At 63.0% G+C, this 17169-nt stretch carries 17 protein-coding genes; 1 reads left to right on the plus strand and 16 read right to left on the minus strand.

Annotated features, from left to right (window positions below):
* Positions 1-27 precede the first annotated feature (27 nt).
* From lpqB to ABIE52_RS11045, 15 genes are all read right to left on the minus strand, one after another.
* Complete coding sequence (gene lpqB, locus ABIE52_RS10975) at positions 28-1806, minus strand: MtrAB system accessory lipoprotein LpqB (RefSeq protein WP_003940768.1); 1779 nt, start codon at positions 1804-1806, stop codon at positions 28-30.
* Complete coding sequence (mtrB, locus tag ABIE52_RS10980) at positions 1803-3542, minus strand: MtrAB system histidine kinase MtrB (protein ID WP_042450112.1); 1740 nt, start codon at positions 3540-3542, stop codon at positions 1803-1805. Before mtrB ends, lpqB begins: the two co-directional genes overlap by 4 nt.
* The gene (gene mtrA, locus ABIE52_RS10985) at positions 3539-4216 is read right to left on the minus strand and encodes an MtrAB system response regulator MtrA (RefSeq protein WP_003941013.1); all 678 of its coding nucleotides are present in this window, start codon (positions 4214-4216) and stop codon (positions 3539-3541) included. The genes mtrB and mtrA overlap by 4 nt, the downstream gene beginning before the upstream one ends.
* 116 nt (positions 4217-4332) lie before the next feature.
* Complete coding sequence (locus ABIE52_RS10990) at positions 4333-4974, minus strand: dTMP kinase (protein ID WP_007731190.1); 642 nt, start codon at positions 4972-4974, stop codon at positions 4333-4335.
* 80 nt (positions 4975-5054) lie between these two features.
* Positions 5055-6533 carry an adenosylhomocysteinase gene (gene ahcY / locus ABIE52_RS10995; protein WP_192712544.1) on the minus strand — a complete coding sequence of 493 codons (1479 nt, stop codon included), beginning with the start codon at positions 6531-6533 and terminating at the stop codon, positions 5055-5057.
* Between the two features lie 60 nt (positions 6534-6593).
* The gene (locus tag ABIE52_RS11000) at positions 6594-7235 is read right to left on the minus strand and encodes a TetR/AcrR family transcriptional regulator (protein WP_003941024.1); all 642 of its coding nucleotides are present in this window, start codon (positions 7233-7235) and stop codon (positions 6594-6596) included.
* A 48-nt stretch (positions 7236-7283) separates the two neighbouring features.
* Positions 7284-7466, minus strand: a complete 183-nt coding sequence (locus tag ABIE52_RS11005) for a rubredoxin (RefSeq protein WP_003940894.1) — start codon at positions 7464-7466, stop codon at positions 7284-7286.
* Positions 7463-7648, minus strand: coding sequence for a rubredoxin (locus ABIE52_RS11010; RefSeq protein ID WP_003940827.1), 186 nt, complete (start codon positions 7646-7648; stop codon positions 7463-7465). The genes ABIE52_RS11005 and ABIE52_RS11010 overlap by 4 nt, the downstream gene beginning before the upstream one ends.
* Positions 7648-8874, minus strand: coding sequence for an alkane 1-monooxygenase (locus tag ABIE52_RS11015; protein WP_161120853.1), 1227 nt, complete (start codon positions 8872-8874; stop codon positions 7648-7650). The genes ABIE52_RS11010 and ABIE52_RS11015 overlap by 1 nt, the downstream gene beginning before the upstream one ends.
* A 111-nt stretch (positions 8875-8985) precedes the next feature.
* Positions 8986-10482, minus strand: a complete 1497-nt coding sequence (locus tag ABIE52_RS11020; RefSeq protein WP_030535015.1) for an amino acid permease — start codon at positions 10480-10482, stop codon at positions 8986-8988.
* Between the two features lie 86 nt (positions 10483-10568).
* Positions 10569-11528 (minus strand): cation diffusion facilitator family transporter, encoded by a 960-nt coding sequence (locus tag ABIE52_RS11025; protein WP_003940794.1) that lies wholly within the window; start codon positions 11526-11528, stop codon positions 10569-10571.
* Positions 11529-11536: 8 nt separating this feature from the next.
* Entirely contained in the window at positions 11537-12769 is a 1233-nt protein-coding gene (gene manA, locus ABIE52_RS11030) for a mannose-6-phosphate isomerase, class I (RefSeq protein WP_065455514.1), read from the minus strand.
* A complete protein-coding gene (locus ABIE52_RS11035; protein WP_030535017.1) occupies positions 12770-13864 on the minus strand; it encodes a hypothetical protein in 1095 nt (364 codons plus the stop codon). It abuts the gene before it with no gap.
* A gap of 163 nt (positions 13865-14027) precedes the next feature.
* Positions 14028-15401, minus strand: a complete 1374-nt coding sequence (locus ABIE52_RS11040) for a phosphomannomutase/phosphoglucomutase (RefSeq protein ID WP_003941022.1) — start codon at positions 15399-15401, stop codon at positions 14028-14030.
* A gap of 127 nt (positions 15402-15528) precedes the next feature.
* Positions 15529-15915, minus strand: a complete 387-nt coding sequence (locus tag ABIE52_RS11045; protein WP_007731177.1) for a DUF3499 domain-containing protein — start codon at positions 15913-15915, stop codon at positions 15529-15531.
* 79 nt (positions 15916-15994) lie between these two features.
* On the opposite strand from ABIE52_RS11045, the gene ABIE52_RS11050 reads away from it, so the two are divergent.
* The gene (locus ABIE52_RS11050) at positions 15995-16483 is read left to right on the plus strand and encodes a metallopeptidase family protein (protein WP_003940797.1); all 489 of its coding nucleotides are present in this window, start codon (positions 15995-15997) and stop codon (positions 16481-16483) included.
* A 175-nt stretch (positions 16484-16658) separates the two neighbouring features.
* Here ABIE52_RS11050 and ABIE52_RS11055 read toward each other — a convergent pair whose 3' ends face one another.
* Positions 16659-16937, minus strand: a complete 279-nt coding sequence (locus tag ABIE52_RS11055) for a WhiB family transcriptional regulator (RefSeq protein ID WP_020907098.1) — start codon at positions 16935-16937, stop codon at positions 16659-16661.
* Positions 16938-17169: the final 232 nt, after the last annotated feature.

Consider the following 17169-nt stretch of genomic DNA (forward strand, 5'->3'; position numbering starts at 1 on the left):
GCAGACATTCACCAGAGCGCAGAGGCGTCAGCCAGGCAGAACCGGAATCGCCTTCTGTCCGGTCAGCACGGTCACCTCACGCCAGCGGCGATCCCCGGCGGGGTCGTTGTTGTTCAGTTGGAACACCGCACGCGCGTCGGCGACGTACTCGGTGGTCGGCGACGCATCCACGGAGGTGACGGGAGCGGTCAGGTTTCCACTCGGCAGCGCGTCCATTCGTGAGCCGTCGATCGCGACCTGGACGACCGGTATGTCGGCTCCACTGCGCGCGATCACGATGGTGTCGCTGTTGCTCCAGTCGAGTGAGAGCGCGGTACTGCCCAAGCCGGAGGCCACTGCGCGTGGACTCGTCAGGGCATAGACCCCGCTGGCGGTGCGCACGACCACAGCCAGGTAGACCTTGCCGTCGATGATCATCGCCGCTCGCACGCCGTCCCGCGACAGACGCAGTTCCGAGATCGTCGAACCGACCGACGTCAGGGCCCCGACATCGACGTTGGTGACCGACACCCGGCCAGTGCCTGGTTCACGGACGACCCGAACGACGGTATTGCCGTTCACAGCCGTCCAGACCGCGTTGTTGTCCAACTCCCACGAAGGCCTGGTGATGGCGCTGCCTTCGAGTACCGGAACGGACCCTTCGCCGTATGTCCCGAGCGACAAGTCGAATCTTGTGCCTGGATCCGGCCGAGCGGTGTCCGCGACGGCTGCCACCAACTTGCCGTCCCGTGAGAGAGCAGCCGCCGTGAGGTTGCCCGCATTGCCCGCGAAACCGGGCACCGGAGTCGCCTCTTGCTCGGTGACACTCACCAGTGAACCGTTGCGCAGTGCATGCAGTCCGACGGTTGCACTCGTGGTGGCCAGTGGGTTGGTGGATGCGACGTCGGCGGTGGTCCAGCCGTCGGCATGAGCCGCGTCCAGCGGTTCGCCGTCGATCTCCAGAACGTACGGCCCTGCCACATCGGCGTTGGCGAGCGTCCAAATGACCTGTGCTGCAAACAAACCGCGAGTAGCAGCATCCATCGGGTTGTCAAGGCGGAAGTTGATGCGCACACCACCGAGACCGACTCCGACCTGTCCCGGCTTACCGTCGGCCTTGGTGATCGGACCGATCACCGACACGCCATTGCCCAGTTCGTTTCGCACAGCCGGCGCCAGCGCTGCCTTCGGTCCGTCGATCATCAGACCGATCAGCTGAGCCGCCACCTGGTCCTGCCCGCCGGAGATCCAGCGAAGATCGGGGACGACCGTCTGGCTGGTGGGGTCGAGGAAAAACAACGACTTCCGCTGGTAAGCGCCGAGGAACTGCGGACGCTCCATGATCACGCCGGGAGGCAGATCACTGATCCGCCATTCGCCGTCGGTCAACGCCAGGGTCATCCTCGCTTCGAAGCTGCCCTCTTCGGGAACGTACAGTCCTCCCGGGTCGAGGCGACCGACCTTGTTCACACGAATCGTGTAGACGGCTTCGGTGCTGGTTCGAGAAACCGAGAGCACATCGACCTTGTCGACGATGACAGCACTTGCCGCGTCGTCCCAACGCGCCGACGCGTCCTTGGTGAGGTACTGACGGGCTGCGGCATGCCGGTTGGACGGATCGGTACTTGCCTTGACGAAGTCACGTACCAGCAGGTCCGGCTCTCGCCCCGATGCCGGTGATTCGACGGAGGTTCCGGGCACGGCTGTCGCCAGAGTTCCGATTGCCTGTGGCGACGAGGACTCCGGCAAACTCGCGCATGCACCGGTCAGCAACAGCACGCTGAGCGTTGTTGCGAGAAGTGCCAGACGGCGGCGGGTTCCGATCATGATCGATCCCCACCGTTGGACTCGTTCCGTGAGTCAGTTTCGCGCGGAGTCGGCAAGGACGATGTGACCTCGCCGACGGTATCGGCGACGATGTCGGCTTCGCTCGGCGTGCGGACGAACTTTGTGGTCGTCGGCTTGAGAGGCAGTGGGCTCGACACGACTTTCTTGCCACGGGTGCGCGAGAGCGTCAGCCGGAAGCAGGCGCCGACTCCCGGTTCGCCCCAGGCCTCGAGCTTGCCGTCGTGCAGATTCGCGTCTTCGACACTGATCGCGAGGCCGAGTCCGGTGCCGCCACTGCGGCGCACGCGGGACGGGTCCGATCGCCAGAACCGGTTGAAGACCAACTTCTCCTCGCCCGGACGCAACCCGACGCCACTGTCGCGGACGATGAAGGCGAGGGCATTGTCGTCGGCGCGAAGGCGAAGCAGAATCGGCTTCCCCTCACCGTGGTCGATGGCGTTGGCAAGGAGATTTCGCAGGATGCGTTCGACGCGGCGCGGATCGACATCTGCCATGACCGGCTCGTCGGGCATGTCCACGATCAGTTCGGTGCCGGATTCGCGGGCGAGATGGCGAACCGTGGAAACGGCCGCTCGCGCACACATACGGACGTCGAGTTGTTCGGACGCAAGTTCCGCGACACCGGCGTCGTGACGGGAGATCTCGAGGAGGTCCGCCAGTAGCCCTTCGAACCTGTCCAGTTCGGCGACAAGCAGTTCCGACGACCGACGCAGCATCGGGTCGAGGTTCTCGCTGCCGTCGTAGATCAGGTCGGCTGCCATCCGGACCGTGGTCAGAGGTGTGCGGAGCTCATGGCTGACATCGGAGGTGAAGCGTTTCTGGAGACTGCCGAACTCCTCCAGCTGGGTGATCTGTTTGGACAGACTCTCGGCCATCTCGTTGAAGGACATGGCCAGGCGCGCCATGTCGTCCTCGCCGCGGACCGGCATTCGTTCCTTGAGTCGGCCGTCTGCGAAACGCACCGCGATTCGTGAGGCCGATCGGATGGGAAGCACGACCTGCCTGGCAACCAACAGCGAAATCGCAGCCAGGAGCACCAGCAACACGGCTCCACCGATCAGCAGGGTGCTTCGAACAAGCGACAGACTCCGGTCTTCGCTGGCGAGCGGGAAGATCAGGTACAGCTCGAGTCCCGATATCGACGACGCGGTGGGGCTACCGATGATCAGCGCGGGTCCGGAGTAACCGTTCGGGTTGGACACCGTCGCGAATTGGTAACTGATCTGGCCGCGTTTGACGAACTCGCGAAGGTTGTCGGGGATCTGATCGACCGGTCCCGAACTCGTCGGCTGGCGCGGCCCGTCCCCTGGCACGATGAGCACCGGGTCGAAGGTGCCGGCCGACCCGGAGGCCTGGCCCGAGGTCTGGTTTCGACGGCTCGTCAGTCCGGATGCAGCGCTTTCCAATTGAACGTTGAGCGCCGTCGAATCGTCGACGCCCGCGAGTTGGTCTTCGACGATGCCGCGGGCTCGGTCCATTTCCTCGGTCGCCGCGGTGATCTTCGTTTCCAACAGCCGATCGGTGATCTGGCTGGTCAGCACGACACCGAGAATGACGATGACGATCAAGGACAACGTCAAAGTCGAGACGACCACTCGCAATTGGAGCGAGCGTCGCCACGTGTGCGCGAGGGTGTTGCTCATCGAGTGACACCACCGCAGAAATGGCGTCAGCCGTCGGTTGAGACGACGACGCCACCTGGAAACTCCGCTCACGGCGGTCCGGCCTTGTAGCCGACCCCCCTGACCGTCAGAACCACTTCGGGATTCTCGGGATCAGTTTCGACCTTGGCGCGCAAACGCTGAACGTGCACGTTCACCAGGCGGGTGTCGGCGGCGTGGCGGTATCCCCACACCTGCTCGAGGAGGACTTCACGGGTGAACACCTGGCGCGGCTTGCGCGCCAATGCGACCAGCAGGTCGAATTCGAGTGGTGTGAGCGAGATCTGCTCGCTGCCGCGGCTGACCTTGTGTGCCGGAACGTCGATCACGATGTCGGCGATGCTCAGCAGTTCGGCCGGCTCCTCTTCCGTGCGGCGCAGGCGAGCACGCACCCGCGCCACCAGCTCCTTCGGCTTGAACGGCTTCATGATGTAGTCGTCCGCGCCGGATTCGAGGCCGAGTACGACGTCGACGGTGTCGGTCTTGGCCGTCAACATCACGATGGGCACGCCGGAATCCGCACGCAGAACTCGGCATACGTCGATCCCGTTCATTCCGGGAAGCATGAGATCGAGCAGGACGAGGTCGGGCCGGGTCTCACGCACTGCCGCGAGCGCCAGGGTTCCGTCGCCTACCACGTAGGGATCGAAACCCTCACCACGCAGCACGATCGTGAGCATCTCGGCGAGTGCCGTGTCGTCGTCGACAACCAGAATCCTTGGTTTCATATCCCTATCGTTGCATCTCGGAGCGATGAATCAGACCGTTACGAGGCCGTGCGGCGTGCCGCGTCTTTCCCTCTACTGTGCCGGAAAGTTCGAATCCCGGCCGCAAGGGTGACCGATCACGCGAAATCCGCGAGCCTGCGCGCCAGTTCGCCCGGGTCCGTCTCCGGCCCCACGATCCACCAGGGCGAGACCCAGTCCGTAGCTGCCAACTGCTTGTAGAGCTCACCGGTTCTGGCCTGCAGGCCGCCGTCGCGCTCGTAGGCGTCGAGCTGACGCGACGCGTCCTCGGCCTCACGCGAGCGAGCACGCTGCTCGGCCAGAGCTACCGGTACGTCGAGGTACAACTGCAGATCGGGAGCGGGAAGAGCGAGTCGACCCAACTCCAATTCACGGACCCAGGCGACCATCTCGCCGTCCACGCCCTGATGCGCGCGCGCCGCGTTGTAGGCGGCGTTGGACGCCACGTAGCGATCGAGGAGAACAATGTCGTTGGCGGACAACAGGTCCGAGATCCGATCCGCCGCACCCGCGCGGTCCAGGGCGAACAGGACTGCCATCGCGTTCACGGATTCAGCCAGGTCTCCGTGCGATCCTTTGAGTGCCTCGGCAGCAAGATCCGCGTGGATCGACTTCCCGTACCGCGGAAAATCCAGAGTCGCGATCGACGTGCCGCCGCGGCGGAGTTCGCTCTCCACTTTGCCGATCAACGTTCGCTTTCCAGCGCCGTCGAGGCCTTCCAATGCCACCAGTGTTCCCACGGCGGACAAGCCTATCCCCCGGCCTGCTTGCGCAGACCGGGGGACGGCGGACACTACATCCTCAGCGACGAATCACCGGGTCAGTAGCGGTAGTGCTCGGGCTTGTACGGGCCTTCGACGTCGACGCCGATGTACTCTGCCTGATCCTTCGTGAGCTTGGTCAGCGTGCCACCGAGTGCCTCGACGTGGATCTTGGCGACCTTCTCGTCGAGGTGCTTCGGGAGGCGGTAGACCTCGTTGTCGTACTCGTCCGGCTTCGTCCACAGTTCGATCTGCGCGATGACCTGGTTGGAGAAGCTGTTGCTCATCACGAACGACGGGTGGCCCGTCGCGTTGCCGAGGTTGAGCAGGCGGCCTTCGGACAGCACGATGATCGAGTGGCCGTCGGCGAACGTGAACTCGTCGACCTGCGGCTTGATGTTGATCCGCGTGACGTCGCCGGACTTCTCGAGGCCGGCCATGTCGATCTCGTTGTCGAAGTGACCGATGTTGCCCAGGATGGCCTGATGCTTCATGGCCTTCATGTGCTCGAACGTGATGATGTCCTTGTTACCGGTGGACGTGATCACGATGTCGGCCCAGCCGATGGCCTGCTCGACTGTCTTGACCTCGAAGCCGTCCATGAGCGCCTGCAGGGCGTTGATGGGGTCGACCTCGGTGACCGCGACGCGAGCGCCCTGGCCGCGAAGTGCCTCGGCACAACCCTTGCCGACGTCTCCGTAACCGCAGACCAGCGCAGCCTTGCCGCCGATCAGAACGTCGGTGCCGCGGTTGATGCCGTCGAGCAGCGAGTGGCGCGTGCCGTACTTGTTGTCGAACTTGCTCTTGGTAACCGAGTCGTTGACATTGATAGCGGGGAACGTGAGTTCACCGGCAGCGGCAACCTGGTACAGGCGCAGAACGCCCGTGGTGGTCTCCTCGGTGACGCCCTGGACGGACTCGGCGATTGCCGTCCACTTGCCCTTGTCGGACTCGAGGGACTGACGCAGAAGTGCAAGGAAGACCTTGTACTCGTCGGAATCCTGGTCGTCGTCCGTCGGCGGGACGACGCCGGCCTTCTCGAACTGTGCGCCCTTGAGCACCAGCATGGTGGCGTCGCCGCCATCGTCGAGAATCATGTTGGCAGGCTCACCCGGCCAGGTCAGCATCTGCTCGGCTGCCCACCAGTACTCTTCGAGGGTTTCACCCTTCCAGGCGAAAACCGGAACGCCCTTGGGCTCTTCCGGGGTGCCGTGCGGACCGACGACGATGGCGGCGGCAGCGTGATCCTGCGTGGAGAAGATGTTGCATGAAGCCCAGCGGACCTCGGCGCCGAGCGCGGTCAGCGTCTCGATCAGCACCGCGGTCTGAATGGTCATGTGCAGCGAGCCGGAAACGTGAGCGCCCTTGAGCGGCAACACCTCTGCGTATTCGCGACGAAGCGCCATGAGGCCGGGCATCTCGTGCTCTGCCAGACGGATTTCCTTGCGACCGAACTCCGCGAGCGAAAGATCTGCAACTTTGAAGTCGATGCCGTTACGGCTCTCGGCCACGGGCGTTGTTGAAACTGAGGTCGTCATCTGCCTCTCCTGGTTGACGTGCATACTCTGCACAAGCCTATCGGTGTACCAGGCTATCGGTTAGACGCCCTCTCCCGCCCGCCCCTCTACTGCGCGGCCCTCGCGCGCCACGTCGATGAACGGCCCGAGCAGTATGCCCAGATCCTCCGCCACCGAAGCCTCGGACTCCGGCGGCATCGAAATGTAGCTCAGCCCGAGACGCGCAATCGCCCTGGCCAGAATTCCGGCGTCGGCGGGTGACGCCTGAATCCACCCTCGCTGGAAACTCTCCGCAAGCCGCGACGACGCGCGCTCGATGATGACCGCACTGTCGGTGGTGATCAGGCGAAGCAGGTCCGGCTTGGCCTCACCGGTGAGCAGAGAGATCACCAACGGGTCGGTTGCACTGGAGGCGAAAAACGATCCGAAACCCGCCGTCAACGCCTCGACTGCACGTCCGTCGTTCGCCACCATGGCCTCGTCCACCGCGTCGACGAAGCCGTCAGCAAGGCGAAGCGCGTACGCCTCGGCAAGCCCTTGCCTCGAGCCGAACTCGTTGTAGAGCGTCTGACGACTCACACCGGCATGCTTGGCCAGAACCGTCAGCGTCACCTCGGACCAGTCGCGCTCGGTCAACAACTCACGCATCGAATCGAGCACCGACGTACGCAGCAGCAGGCGCGACGCTTCTTTCTGCGGCAGACGAGTGGGCGTCGAAGTCATGGTGACGACACTACCGCCGCACCTAGGTCCGTTCGACGCCGACGCATCTCACCGTCGTTCGACCTCAACCATGAAGAAGTCGCTCTTCGCCGCCCCGCAGTCCGGGCAACTCCAGTCTTCGGGAATGTCGTCCCAGCGAGTGCCCGGTTCGATACCGTCCTCCGGCCAGCCGACTGCCTCGTCGTACTCGAAGCCGCATTGCGCGCACTGATACAGCTTGTAGTCGTTCATGATTCACTCCCCGCCGTTGCCGGCATCGGCTCGAAGTCCAGCTTTTCCCTCACGCCGCAGTCCGGACAGCACCAGTCGTCCGGCACGGCATCCCACGGCGTGCCCGCCGGAAACCCTTCTCGTGGTGCACCCTTCGATTCGTCGTAGACGTATTCACACACCGGGCATCGATAGCTGCTCATCACGCTGCTCCGTACCGAGCAAGGATGCGATCACGCTTGGACGGCTGAACGTTGACGCGGGTGATGTCGCCGCCGTAGTGCGCAAGGACTTTGGGATCCATCACTTTTCGCCACAGCGGTGGAACGTAGGCGAGGATGATCATGCTCGCGTACCCACTGGGCAGGTTGGGCGCACCGTCCATGCTTCGAAGCGTCTGATAACGACGCGTCGGGTTCGCGTGATGATCGCTGTGACGCTGGAGGTGATACAGGAAGATGTTGGTGCAGATGTGATCACTGTTCCAACTGTGCTCCGGTGCTGCACGCTCGTACCGCCCGCTGTCCAGACGACGACGCTTCAGTCCGTAATGTTCGAGGTAGTTGACGGTTTCGAGCAGACAGAATCCGAACACGGCCTGCAGCACCAGGAACGGCAGTACCGAGAGGCCGAAGACGGCGACGAGGACACCGAACAGTACGACGGACATCAACCACGAATGCAGGACGTCGTTGCGAATTGTCCACGGCTTCTTACCCAGTCGATCGAGTCTGGCCTTTTCCAGGGACCACGACGAGCGCAGAGATCCCCACACACTGCGCGGCAGGAAGGTCCAGAAGCTCTCACCGAAGCGAGACGACGCCGGATCCTCGGGCGTGGCGACGCGCACGTGGTGTCCACGATTGTGCTCGATGTAGAAGTGGCCGTAAAACGACTGCGCCAGAGCGATCTTCGACAACCAGCGTTCGAGATCGTCCTTCTTGTGACCGAGCTCGTGTGCGGTGTTGATCCCGATTCCTGCGACACAACCGATACTGATCGCCAGACCGATCTTGGAGATCAGCCCAAGTCCCCCGTCGATTCCGAGCCAGGACAGATCGGTCGCCGACCAGAGGTAGCAGGCCAGGACCAGGCTGACCAACTGGAACGGTATGTAGATGTAGGTGCAATACCGGTAGTACTTGTCGTTCTCGAGGCGCTCCATCACTTCGTCCGGCGGATTCTCGCCGTCCGGGCCGAAGAAGATGTCGAGGATCGGGAGCAGGATGTAGACGAGAAGCGGCCCGATCCACCACCACACCGGCGAGACCGCATTCCATCCGAGACTGTTGAACAACGCGACCAATCCGACGGCGATGAAGACCGCCGTCGGCGGCACGAGGCCGAGCAGCCAGAGGTATCTCTTCTTGTCACGCCACTGCTCGGGCGGGAGCGTCTGGCCGGATTGCGAGTCCACGTGCGTCGACACGGTCTACCTCCTCGATTCGGACCGACCCGAAAACTGTGAGTCAGTTCACTATGAGGTAGACAGTACTACTGATTTTGTACAAGTGATAGACAAATCATAAACTTTGTACATCTACTCGATTTCGCCGCGTTCACGCTTCCCGATCATCGAATGCTGCCTGCTGTAGGCAAAATAGATGACAACGCCGAGGGCCATCCAGACCACGAACCTCATCCAGGTCTCCACCGACAGGTTGAACATCAGCCACAGACACGCGAGGACGGCCAGAATCGGGACCAGCGGGACCAGCGGCACCCTGAACCCGCGAGGTAGGTCGGGACGCGTCCGACGGAGCACGAGAACCCCGATCGAGACGAGAACAAAAGCGAACAGTGTGCCGATGTTGACCATTTCCTCGAGGGTGCCGATCGGAAAAACGCCGGCGAGCACCGCGACCACGACGCCGACCAAGATCGTGATCCGCACAGGGGTTCCGTGCTTGCCGGTCGGTGCCAGGCGTCGTGGCATCAGACCGTCGCGTGCCATCGCGAAGAGCACCCTGGTCTGCCCGAGCATCAGCACCATCACCACTGTCGTGAGACCGGCCAAAGCGCCGAACGAGATGACGTTTTTCGCCCACGTGATGTCGTGGAAAGCGAATGCCGTTGCCAGGTTGGAGGTATCGCCCTCGAGCTCGGTGTATTTCACCATCCCCGTCAGCACCAGTGTCACCGCCACGTACAGAACCGTGACGATCAGGAGAGAACCCAGGATGCCGCGTGGCAGCGCCTTCTGCGGCTCCTTCGCCTCCTCCGCCGTCGTGGCGACGACGTCGAAGCCGATGAACGCGAAGAACACCAGACTGGCTGCCGCGAGCAATCCGTACCACCCGAACGTGCTGCCACCGGCCCCGGTCACGTACGAGAACAACGACTGGTGGATGCCCTCTCCCGTCGAGCCCGGCTCCGACGGCGGAATGTACGGCGAGTAGTTGTCGGTGTCGATGTAGAACAGACCGACGATGATCACCAGCAACACCACCGCGACCTTGATCGCCGTGATCACCAGTGACACCCTCGACGAGAGTTTTGTGCCGGTCGCGAGCAGGATCGTGATGACAGCGATCACCAGCACCGCACCCCAGTCGAAGGATATCGGCCCCAACTCGACGATCGGGCTGCGTGAGCCCATCACTTCGCCGAGGTACAGCGACCAGCCTTTGGCGACCACCGAAGACGCCAAGGCGAATTCGAGGATGAGATCCCAGCCGATGATCCAGGCGACGAATTCGCCGAACGTCGCGTACGAGAACGTGTACGCGCTACCGGCAACCGGGACCGTCGACGCGAATTCGGCGTAACACAGCGCTGCCAGTCCGCAGGCGATGGCGGCAATGACGAACGCGAGCGAGACCGACGGCCCGGCGACATTTCCCGCCGTCCGAGCCGTGAGTGTGAAGATGCCCGCACCGATGACGACTGCGACACCGAACACCGTGAGATCCCACGAGTTCAGTTCTTTCCGGAGTTTGGTTTCCGGCTCGTCGGTGTCCTTGATGGACTGCTCGATCGATTTGGTTCGAAACAGCTTCGACCGTCCAGATCCGGCCTGCTCGTCCTTGACAGCCATTGCCGCCTCCTTGCTGGGGACCAGCAGGTCCCACCATGGGCAAGTAGAGAGATGGCATCAGCCTAAGCCCGCAGGCGCAGCTTTGTTCAGGGTTTGTCGGGGGCCTGTAGATCTGTTTCAGGGCGATCTCCTGCGCTGAGACGATCCAGGTCCGGCTCGAGGTAGATCACCCGCGCCGCAGGCACTGCAGCGCGCACGCGAGACTCGGCCTCGTCGATCGCCGTCGCCACGTCCGAGATCGTCGATCCGATCGGCACCGCAACCTTGGCAGCAACAAGGATCTCCTCGGGACCGAGGTACTGCGTCTTGCAATGAATGACGCGTTCGATACGAGTTCCGTCGACCAGGGCGTTGAGGATCAGTTCGGTCTCCACCGCCGTTGCGCCCTCACCGATCAGCAGCGACTGCATTTCGATGATCAGAATGACCGCGATGATGCCGAGCAGGACACCGATGCACAGAGTTCCGATGCCGTCGAAGACCGGATTTCCGGTCACCATCGTGAGGCCGACGCCGCCGAGTGCAAGGACGAGACCGATCAATGCGCCGGTGTCCTCGAGCAGCACAACCGGGAGTTCCGGGCTACGAGAGGTTCGGATGAAGTTCCACCACGACGCATTTCCCTTGAGCGGTCGTGATTCCTTCGCTGCGGTCCGGAAGCTGTAGCCCTCCAGACAAATCGCTATGACAAGAATAGCGATTGCCACGAAAGCCGAATTGAGTTCTTCCGGATGTTGAATCTTGTGAATACCCTCGTAAATCGCGAACAGCGAACCGAGGGTGAAGAGCACCAGTGCAACGACGAACGAATAGAAGTATCGGTTGCGCCCGTAGCCGAACGGGTGCAGTTGATCCGCGTCACGTTCTGCCTTCTTCTGCCCCAGGAGCAGCAAACCCTGATTGGACGTGTCGGCCACCGAGTGCACCGATTCGGCGAGCATCGACGACGATCCGGTGATCAAGAATCCGGCGAACTTGGCTACGGCAATTCCGGCATTGGCTCCGAGGGCCGCCAGAATTGCCTTCTTGCCACCATGAGCCGACACAATGTCTCCTAGTTTCCGACTACGGCACTGAAAACCTGCGCAGTCGGGGTCCGTGTGCTCAGGTGTATCGCAGGCTCGTCGGCAGCGATCCACGCCGCGCGGCCTCGATCGAGGTCGAGAGTGTCGGCGCCGCACGTCGCAGTGACCGCGCCGTCGGTGCAGATCAGAATCCGCGGGCCTGAAGCGTCGACGACGATGTCCGTGGAATTAGCGTCGAACTCCAGACGCGTCAAACGAAATTCGGGCGCCGGCGTGACGTACTCGTATCTACCTGATCCTGACTGACCTGATCCAGATGACGGGGCCGGATCGAGCACTTCGATATCGGCCCCGACGAAGTCCAGAACCCTCAGCAATTCGGGCACGTCGACGTGCTTCGGTGTCAGCCCGCCGCGCAGAACGTTGTCGGAGTTGGCCATGATCTCGACCGCGAGTCCATGGAGATACGCGTGGAGATTGCCGGCAGCGAGAAACAGTCCTTGGCCGGGCTCGAGGGTGACGCGGTTGAGCAGCAGTGCCGCCAGAACACCGGCGTCGCCGGGGTACGCCTCGCTCAATTCCAGCGCGGTGCGGATCTCGGTCACGAATTCGGCGTCGTGGTGCGCGACGTAGGTGATGCACCCGGCAAGTACGGCAGGGAGCAAGGTCCCGAGCACCGTGGACGGCAGCGTGATCCATGTCGTGAACAACGCCCGCAGTCCGTCGGAATCGGGTTGGCCTTCGAGCAGACCGATGTACGGCTCCAACTCGTCGACGGCCAGAGCGCGCAGCAGTTTGACAGTCCGCGTCGGCTCGCGGAATCCGGCAAGCGCTTCGAATCTGCTGAGCGCGACAACGAGTTCGGGCTTGTGGCTGCCGTCCTTGTAGTTGCGAATCGGCGATTCCATGGGAACGCCGAGTGCGTTCTCACGACGAAAACCCTCGTCGGCTTGAACGGCGCTGGGGTGCGCTTGAAGTGACAGCGGTTCTTCCGCCGCAAGCAGCTTGAGCAGGAATGGGAGTCGCTCACCGAATGTCTCGAGGTTCTCGCGGCCGAGTTCACGTTCGGGTTCGCGGTGCAGGACCTCGAGCAACGACTCGCTTCCGGATTCGGCGATCACGCGCGCCGGGTCACCCGGGTGCGCGCCCAACCACAATTCCGCTTCGGGATGATTCGACGGAGTCGAAAGACCGCGTAGTTCGGCAATTGCCGTTCGCGAGCCCCACGCGTAAGAACGAAGTGCACCTTCGAGTTCACGCACTTACTTCGCACCGCCCGTCAACTGCACGTACGCCGCGGCCATGTCTACTCGAGACGCCAACACGAATACCTGCTCCATCTCCGATATGACCACGTTGGTCTGGTCTTCGTCTGCCGCAACCACCAGGTCGGCGTCAGCCAGTGCGTCCATCCGGCGCCTCGCCTCCCCGCGCGTGGATTCGGTCGCGAAGACGAACGCCCGCGCCGGCGGGGTCGGCAGCGCGCCGTCGAGTTGCGGATCGTGAAAGAAGGGGTCGTGGAACACCGAATCACGTGAAGCTGCGTCCGGCGCGAACAGTGCCCGCGCCGAACGAATCACCTCGGACATCTCGGCGGCAGCGGCGTTCAGGCCGGAGCTCATCAGCGCAACGCTCGAGAACTCTGCGAGTGCTGTTGTCACGGAACCACTTCCACACAGAACGACTCGCCGGCCGCTCATCCTGGTGGCCAACGACTTGGCCGGGTTGTGGAATACCTCGTTGGCCGGTCCGTCCCGCAGCGCCTCCGCATCAACTGCGTCGGCGATTCGACCGAGCACCGCCGAACGGTCCTCGATCGATCCCTTGCCCTCGATTTCGGCGGCAACCGCGAGGAAGACGGCGAGGAACCGCGTCATCGTGTGCCGGGGCGAGGCGTAGAGCCGCGGCGGCAAGGGCATGGTGCGCCCGGCCGCCACGGCTCGCATGGGCCCCTCGTCGGGAACGGCGACAACAACCTCGGCGCCGCGGCGTACGGCACTGTCAACGGATTCGACGAGGCGTGGATCACCGGCATCGTCACCGGCGACGACGATCACGTCCAACGGCCCGGCCCACGACGGCGTCCGGTCGAGTACGAGGAGCGGGCAACCGACCGAATCTCCGACGAGAGCAAGCGCGATCCTGGCTCCGTGCCGGGCGCCACCCGCGCCGGCGATCAGTACGACGCTGCGCGGACGCAGACCGGCCAATCGGGAGATCACACCCTCGCCGACGGCCGATGCGGTCGCCCGAATCTGTGCGCCGCCCATGGCTACAGACCGCAGTAGCCCTTCCGAATCGGCAGCTGACAAACCCTCGCTGTCGTCGAGGTCGAGAAGCGGCATCGGCGCTGTCATCTCACCGCACCCCCTTCTCCGTTAGCAGTTCCCGCACCATCCAGCATTCCAGCTCCACGCGGTCCGTGGTGGCAAAGCCCTCGTTCCCGAGGCCGTGGTTCCTGAGATAGTCCCCCAACTATCCCAGGGCTTCGGCTCACCGACAAACCGATCAGACTCGGATTCAAGCCCGGACGATCGCCAGAATTTCGTTCACCAATGCGTCGACATCGGCGGACGTGGGTGCTTCGACGTTGAGTCGCAGCAGCGGTTCGGTGTTGGACGCGCGCAAGTTGAACCAGGCATTTCCCTCGAGACTGACCGTGACACCGTCGAGGCGATCCACCGACTCGGTGCGGTCGGCAAATGCCGCCAGTACAGCGGCCGTACGATCTGCCGCGTCAGCCACGGTGGAGTTGATCTCGCCCGAGGCCGCGTAGCGGGTGTACTCCGCCATCAACTCGGAGAGCGGACGATCCTGCTCGCCCAGTGCCGCGAGTACGTGCAGCGCCGCGAGCATGCCGGAGTCGGCGCCCCAGAAGTCGCGGAAGTAGTAGTGAGCGGAGTGCTCGCCGCCGAACACCGCACCGGTCTCGGCCATCTCCTGCTTGATGAACGAGTGGCCGACTCGGGTACGAATAGCGACGCCGCCGAGTTCTTCGACCAGTTCGGGCACTGCCCGTGACGTGATCAGGTTGTGGATGATCGACGCGCCCGGTTCCTTCGCGAGTTCGCGCTTGGCGACAAGTGCCGTCACCGCGGACGGCGAGACCGGGTCGCCCTTCTCGTCTACGACGAAGCAACGGTCCGCGTCACCGTCGAACGCCAAGCCGATGTCCGCTCCGGTTTCGCGCACGTAGGCCTGCAGGTCGACGAGGTTGGCCGGATCGAGCGGATTGGCTTCGTGGTTGGGGAACGTGCCGTCGAGCTCGAAGTAGAGCGGCAGGACGTCGAGGGGCATCGGCCCGAATACGGCCGGCGCGGTATGGCCGCCCATACCGTTGCCTGCATCGACTGCGACCTTCAGCGGGCGCAACGCAGCCAGGTCGACCAATCCGCGGAGGTAGCTCGCGTATTCCTCGAGGACGTCCTTGGTGCTGGCGGTGCCTGCCGGTCCGTCGTACGCGGGAACACCCGAGACGACCTCGGCAGAGATGACTGCGAGGCCGGTGTCCTGACCGACCGGCTTGGCGCCGGCCCGACACATCTTGATGCCGTTGTACTTGGCGGGATTGTGGCTCGCCGTGAACATCGCGCCCGGGCAGTTCAGCAAACCGGATGCAAAGTAGAGCTCGTCGGTCGACGCCAATCCGATGTAGACGACGTCGAGCCCTTGAGCAAGCACGCCGTCACCGAAAGCCGAAGACAGTGTGGGCGACGATGCGCGCATGTCGTAGCCGATCACAACCGTCGTGGCGGCGCCGGCCTCGTCGCGGACCAGGCGGGCGAACGACGCACCGACGTCGCGGACAAAATCTTCGTCGATCTGCTCACCGACCACACCGCGTACGTCGTACGCCTTGATGATTGCAGCAACCGACTCGGCTGTTCGCCCCACTGAAAACTCTCCTTGTGCATGCACCCTCACAGACGGGAACGTCCGGGCGCATGGCGTCCGGAGATTCGCAGTACTCGGGTGTGGAAGTACTCGGTCGAGCCTAGCGTCTACGGCGACGAATCTCGCGTCAGTTGGACGGGTCGGGCAGAACGCGTAGGTGTCCACGACGCCCTGTACGGGCAGTACTCGGAGCTGCGGGACGTATGTCCTCATCTGCATCGACGTTGGACTTGCTGCGATCTCCGAGACCGGCCTCACGTACAGCTTCAGCCAAAGCGGTCAGATCGTCTTCGTCGGGAGTACTCGACGCGAATCCGCCTTCGTGGCGGACGAGTTCCCACCCCTTGGGGGCGGTGATTCGAGAGCCGTGAGTGTCACACAAATCCCATGAATGGGGCTCGGCGACGGTTGCCAGCGGCCCGACAACCGCAGTGGAGTCCGAGTAGACATACGTAAGCGTCGCGACGGCGGGGTTCTTGCACCCGGGGCGGCAGCAGCGACGCAGAGATCTCACAGGTACGGAGCCTAGCCCTCCCCACGTCCGGAACCTACTCGGACACACCGAGCAGTTTCTCCTGTCGTAATCTGGCGCCATGCCACAAGCCCGCCGCCGACGCTCGGTCACCACTCGTTCCATCGAGCGACACGGCCGTGGCCTGCGCGGACCGCTACTTCCCCCGGAGGTGCCCGCCAGGCGTACCCGCGCGGAGAAGTTCGATCTCCTGGTGCTCGACGCCTTCTCTCCCGTCGACCTCGCGTGGCACGACCGGCTGACGAAACTCGACATCGCAGTGGACGAAGTTCCGAAGATTCACGCGCACGATCCGGAGTCCGTCACATGGCCGCCGGAGGTCATCGCAGACGGCCCGGTTCCACTGTCACGACTGATTCCGGCCGGAATCGACCGTCACGGAAATACGACTCGCGCAAGAATTGTGCTGTTTCGCCGCCCATTGGAGCAGCGAGCGAAGGATCCGGAAGAACTCACGGATCTGGTGCACGACGTGTTGGTCCATCAAGTCGGCACGTATCTGGGCGTCGACCCACAGGTCATCGACCCCACGCTGCCCGACGAGGACTGATACTGCCCGACGAGGACTGACGCACTGTCAGACGAAAAAACTGATGTCACACGAAGAAGTAAATCCACACGAGGAACAAAACAGTCGTTGCTTGACCTGCAATTCCCCGTTGCAGGTCAGACTTTCGAAGACCGCCCGTCAGCCCCGACGCTGACAGAACCGATTCAGCAGCAGATCAGATGATCCCCCGCTTGAGTCGCCGACGCTCGCGCTCGGACAACCCTCCCCAGATTCCGAACCGTTCGTCGTTCGCGAGCGCGTACTCGAGGCACTCGTCACGAACTTCACAACCGAGGCAGATCCGTTTTGCTTCCCTCGTCGATCCTCCCTTTTCAGGAAAGAACGCTTCGGGATCGGTCTGCGCGCAGAGAGCACGCTCCTGCCACTGATCCTCGATGGTGTCGAACAATTCTTCGAAGCCGGTGACGAGACTCAGCACTGGCCGAGTACTCATACCGTCGAACTCACTGCTGCAGGCACCTTCTGCTGCGCCTGCTCGGGAATCGGTCTGCGGTTCGTCGCTTACTGTCATTGCGAGAGAACTGATCTCGACATTTTCATTGGGCATCGTTCCGCCTCCTCACCTGTAATAGCGCAGAATTTTCACTCCATCTTCAACCCCACCCCGTCGACCGTTCGAAACTGTGTTCGAAACCGGCCCCGCTGCAAGTGAACTCACAAGTAGC

It is taken from the genome of Rhodococcus sp. OAS809 (assembly GCF_040546695.1).
GTDB lineage: Bacteria > Actinomycetota > Actinomycetes > Mycobacteriales > Mycobacteriaceae > Rhodococcus_F > Rhodococcus_F qingshengii.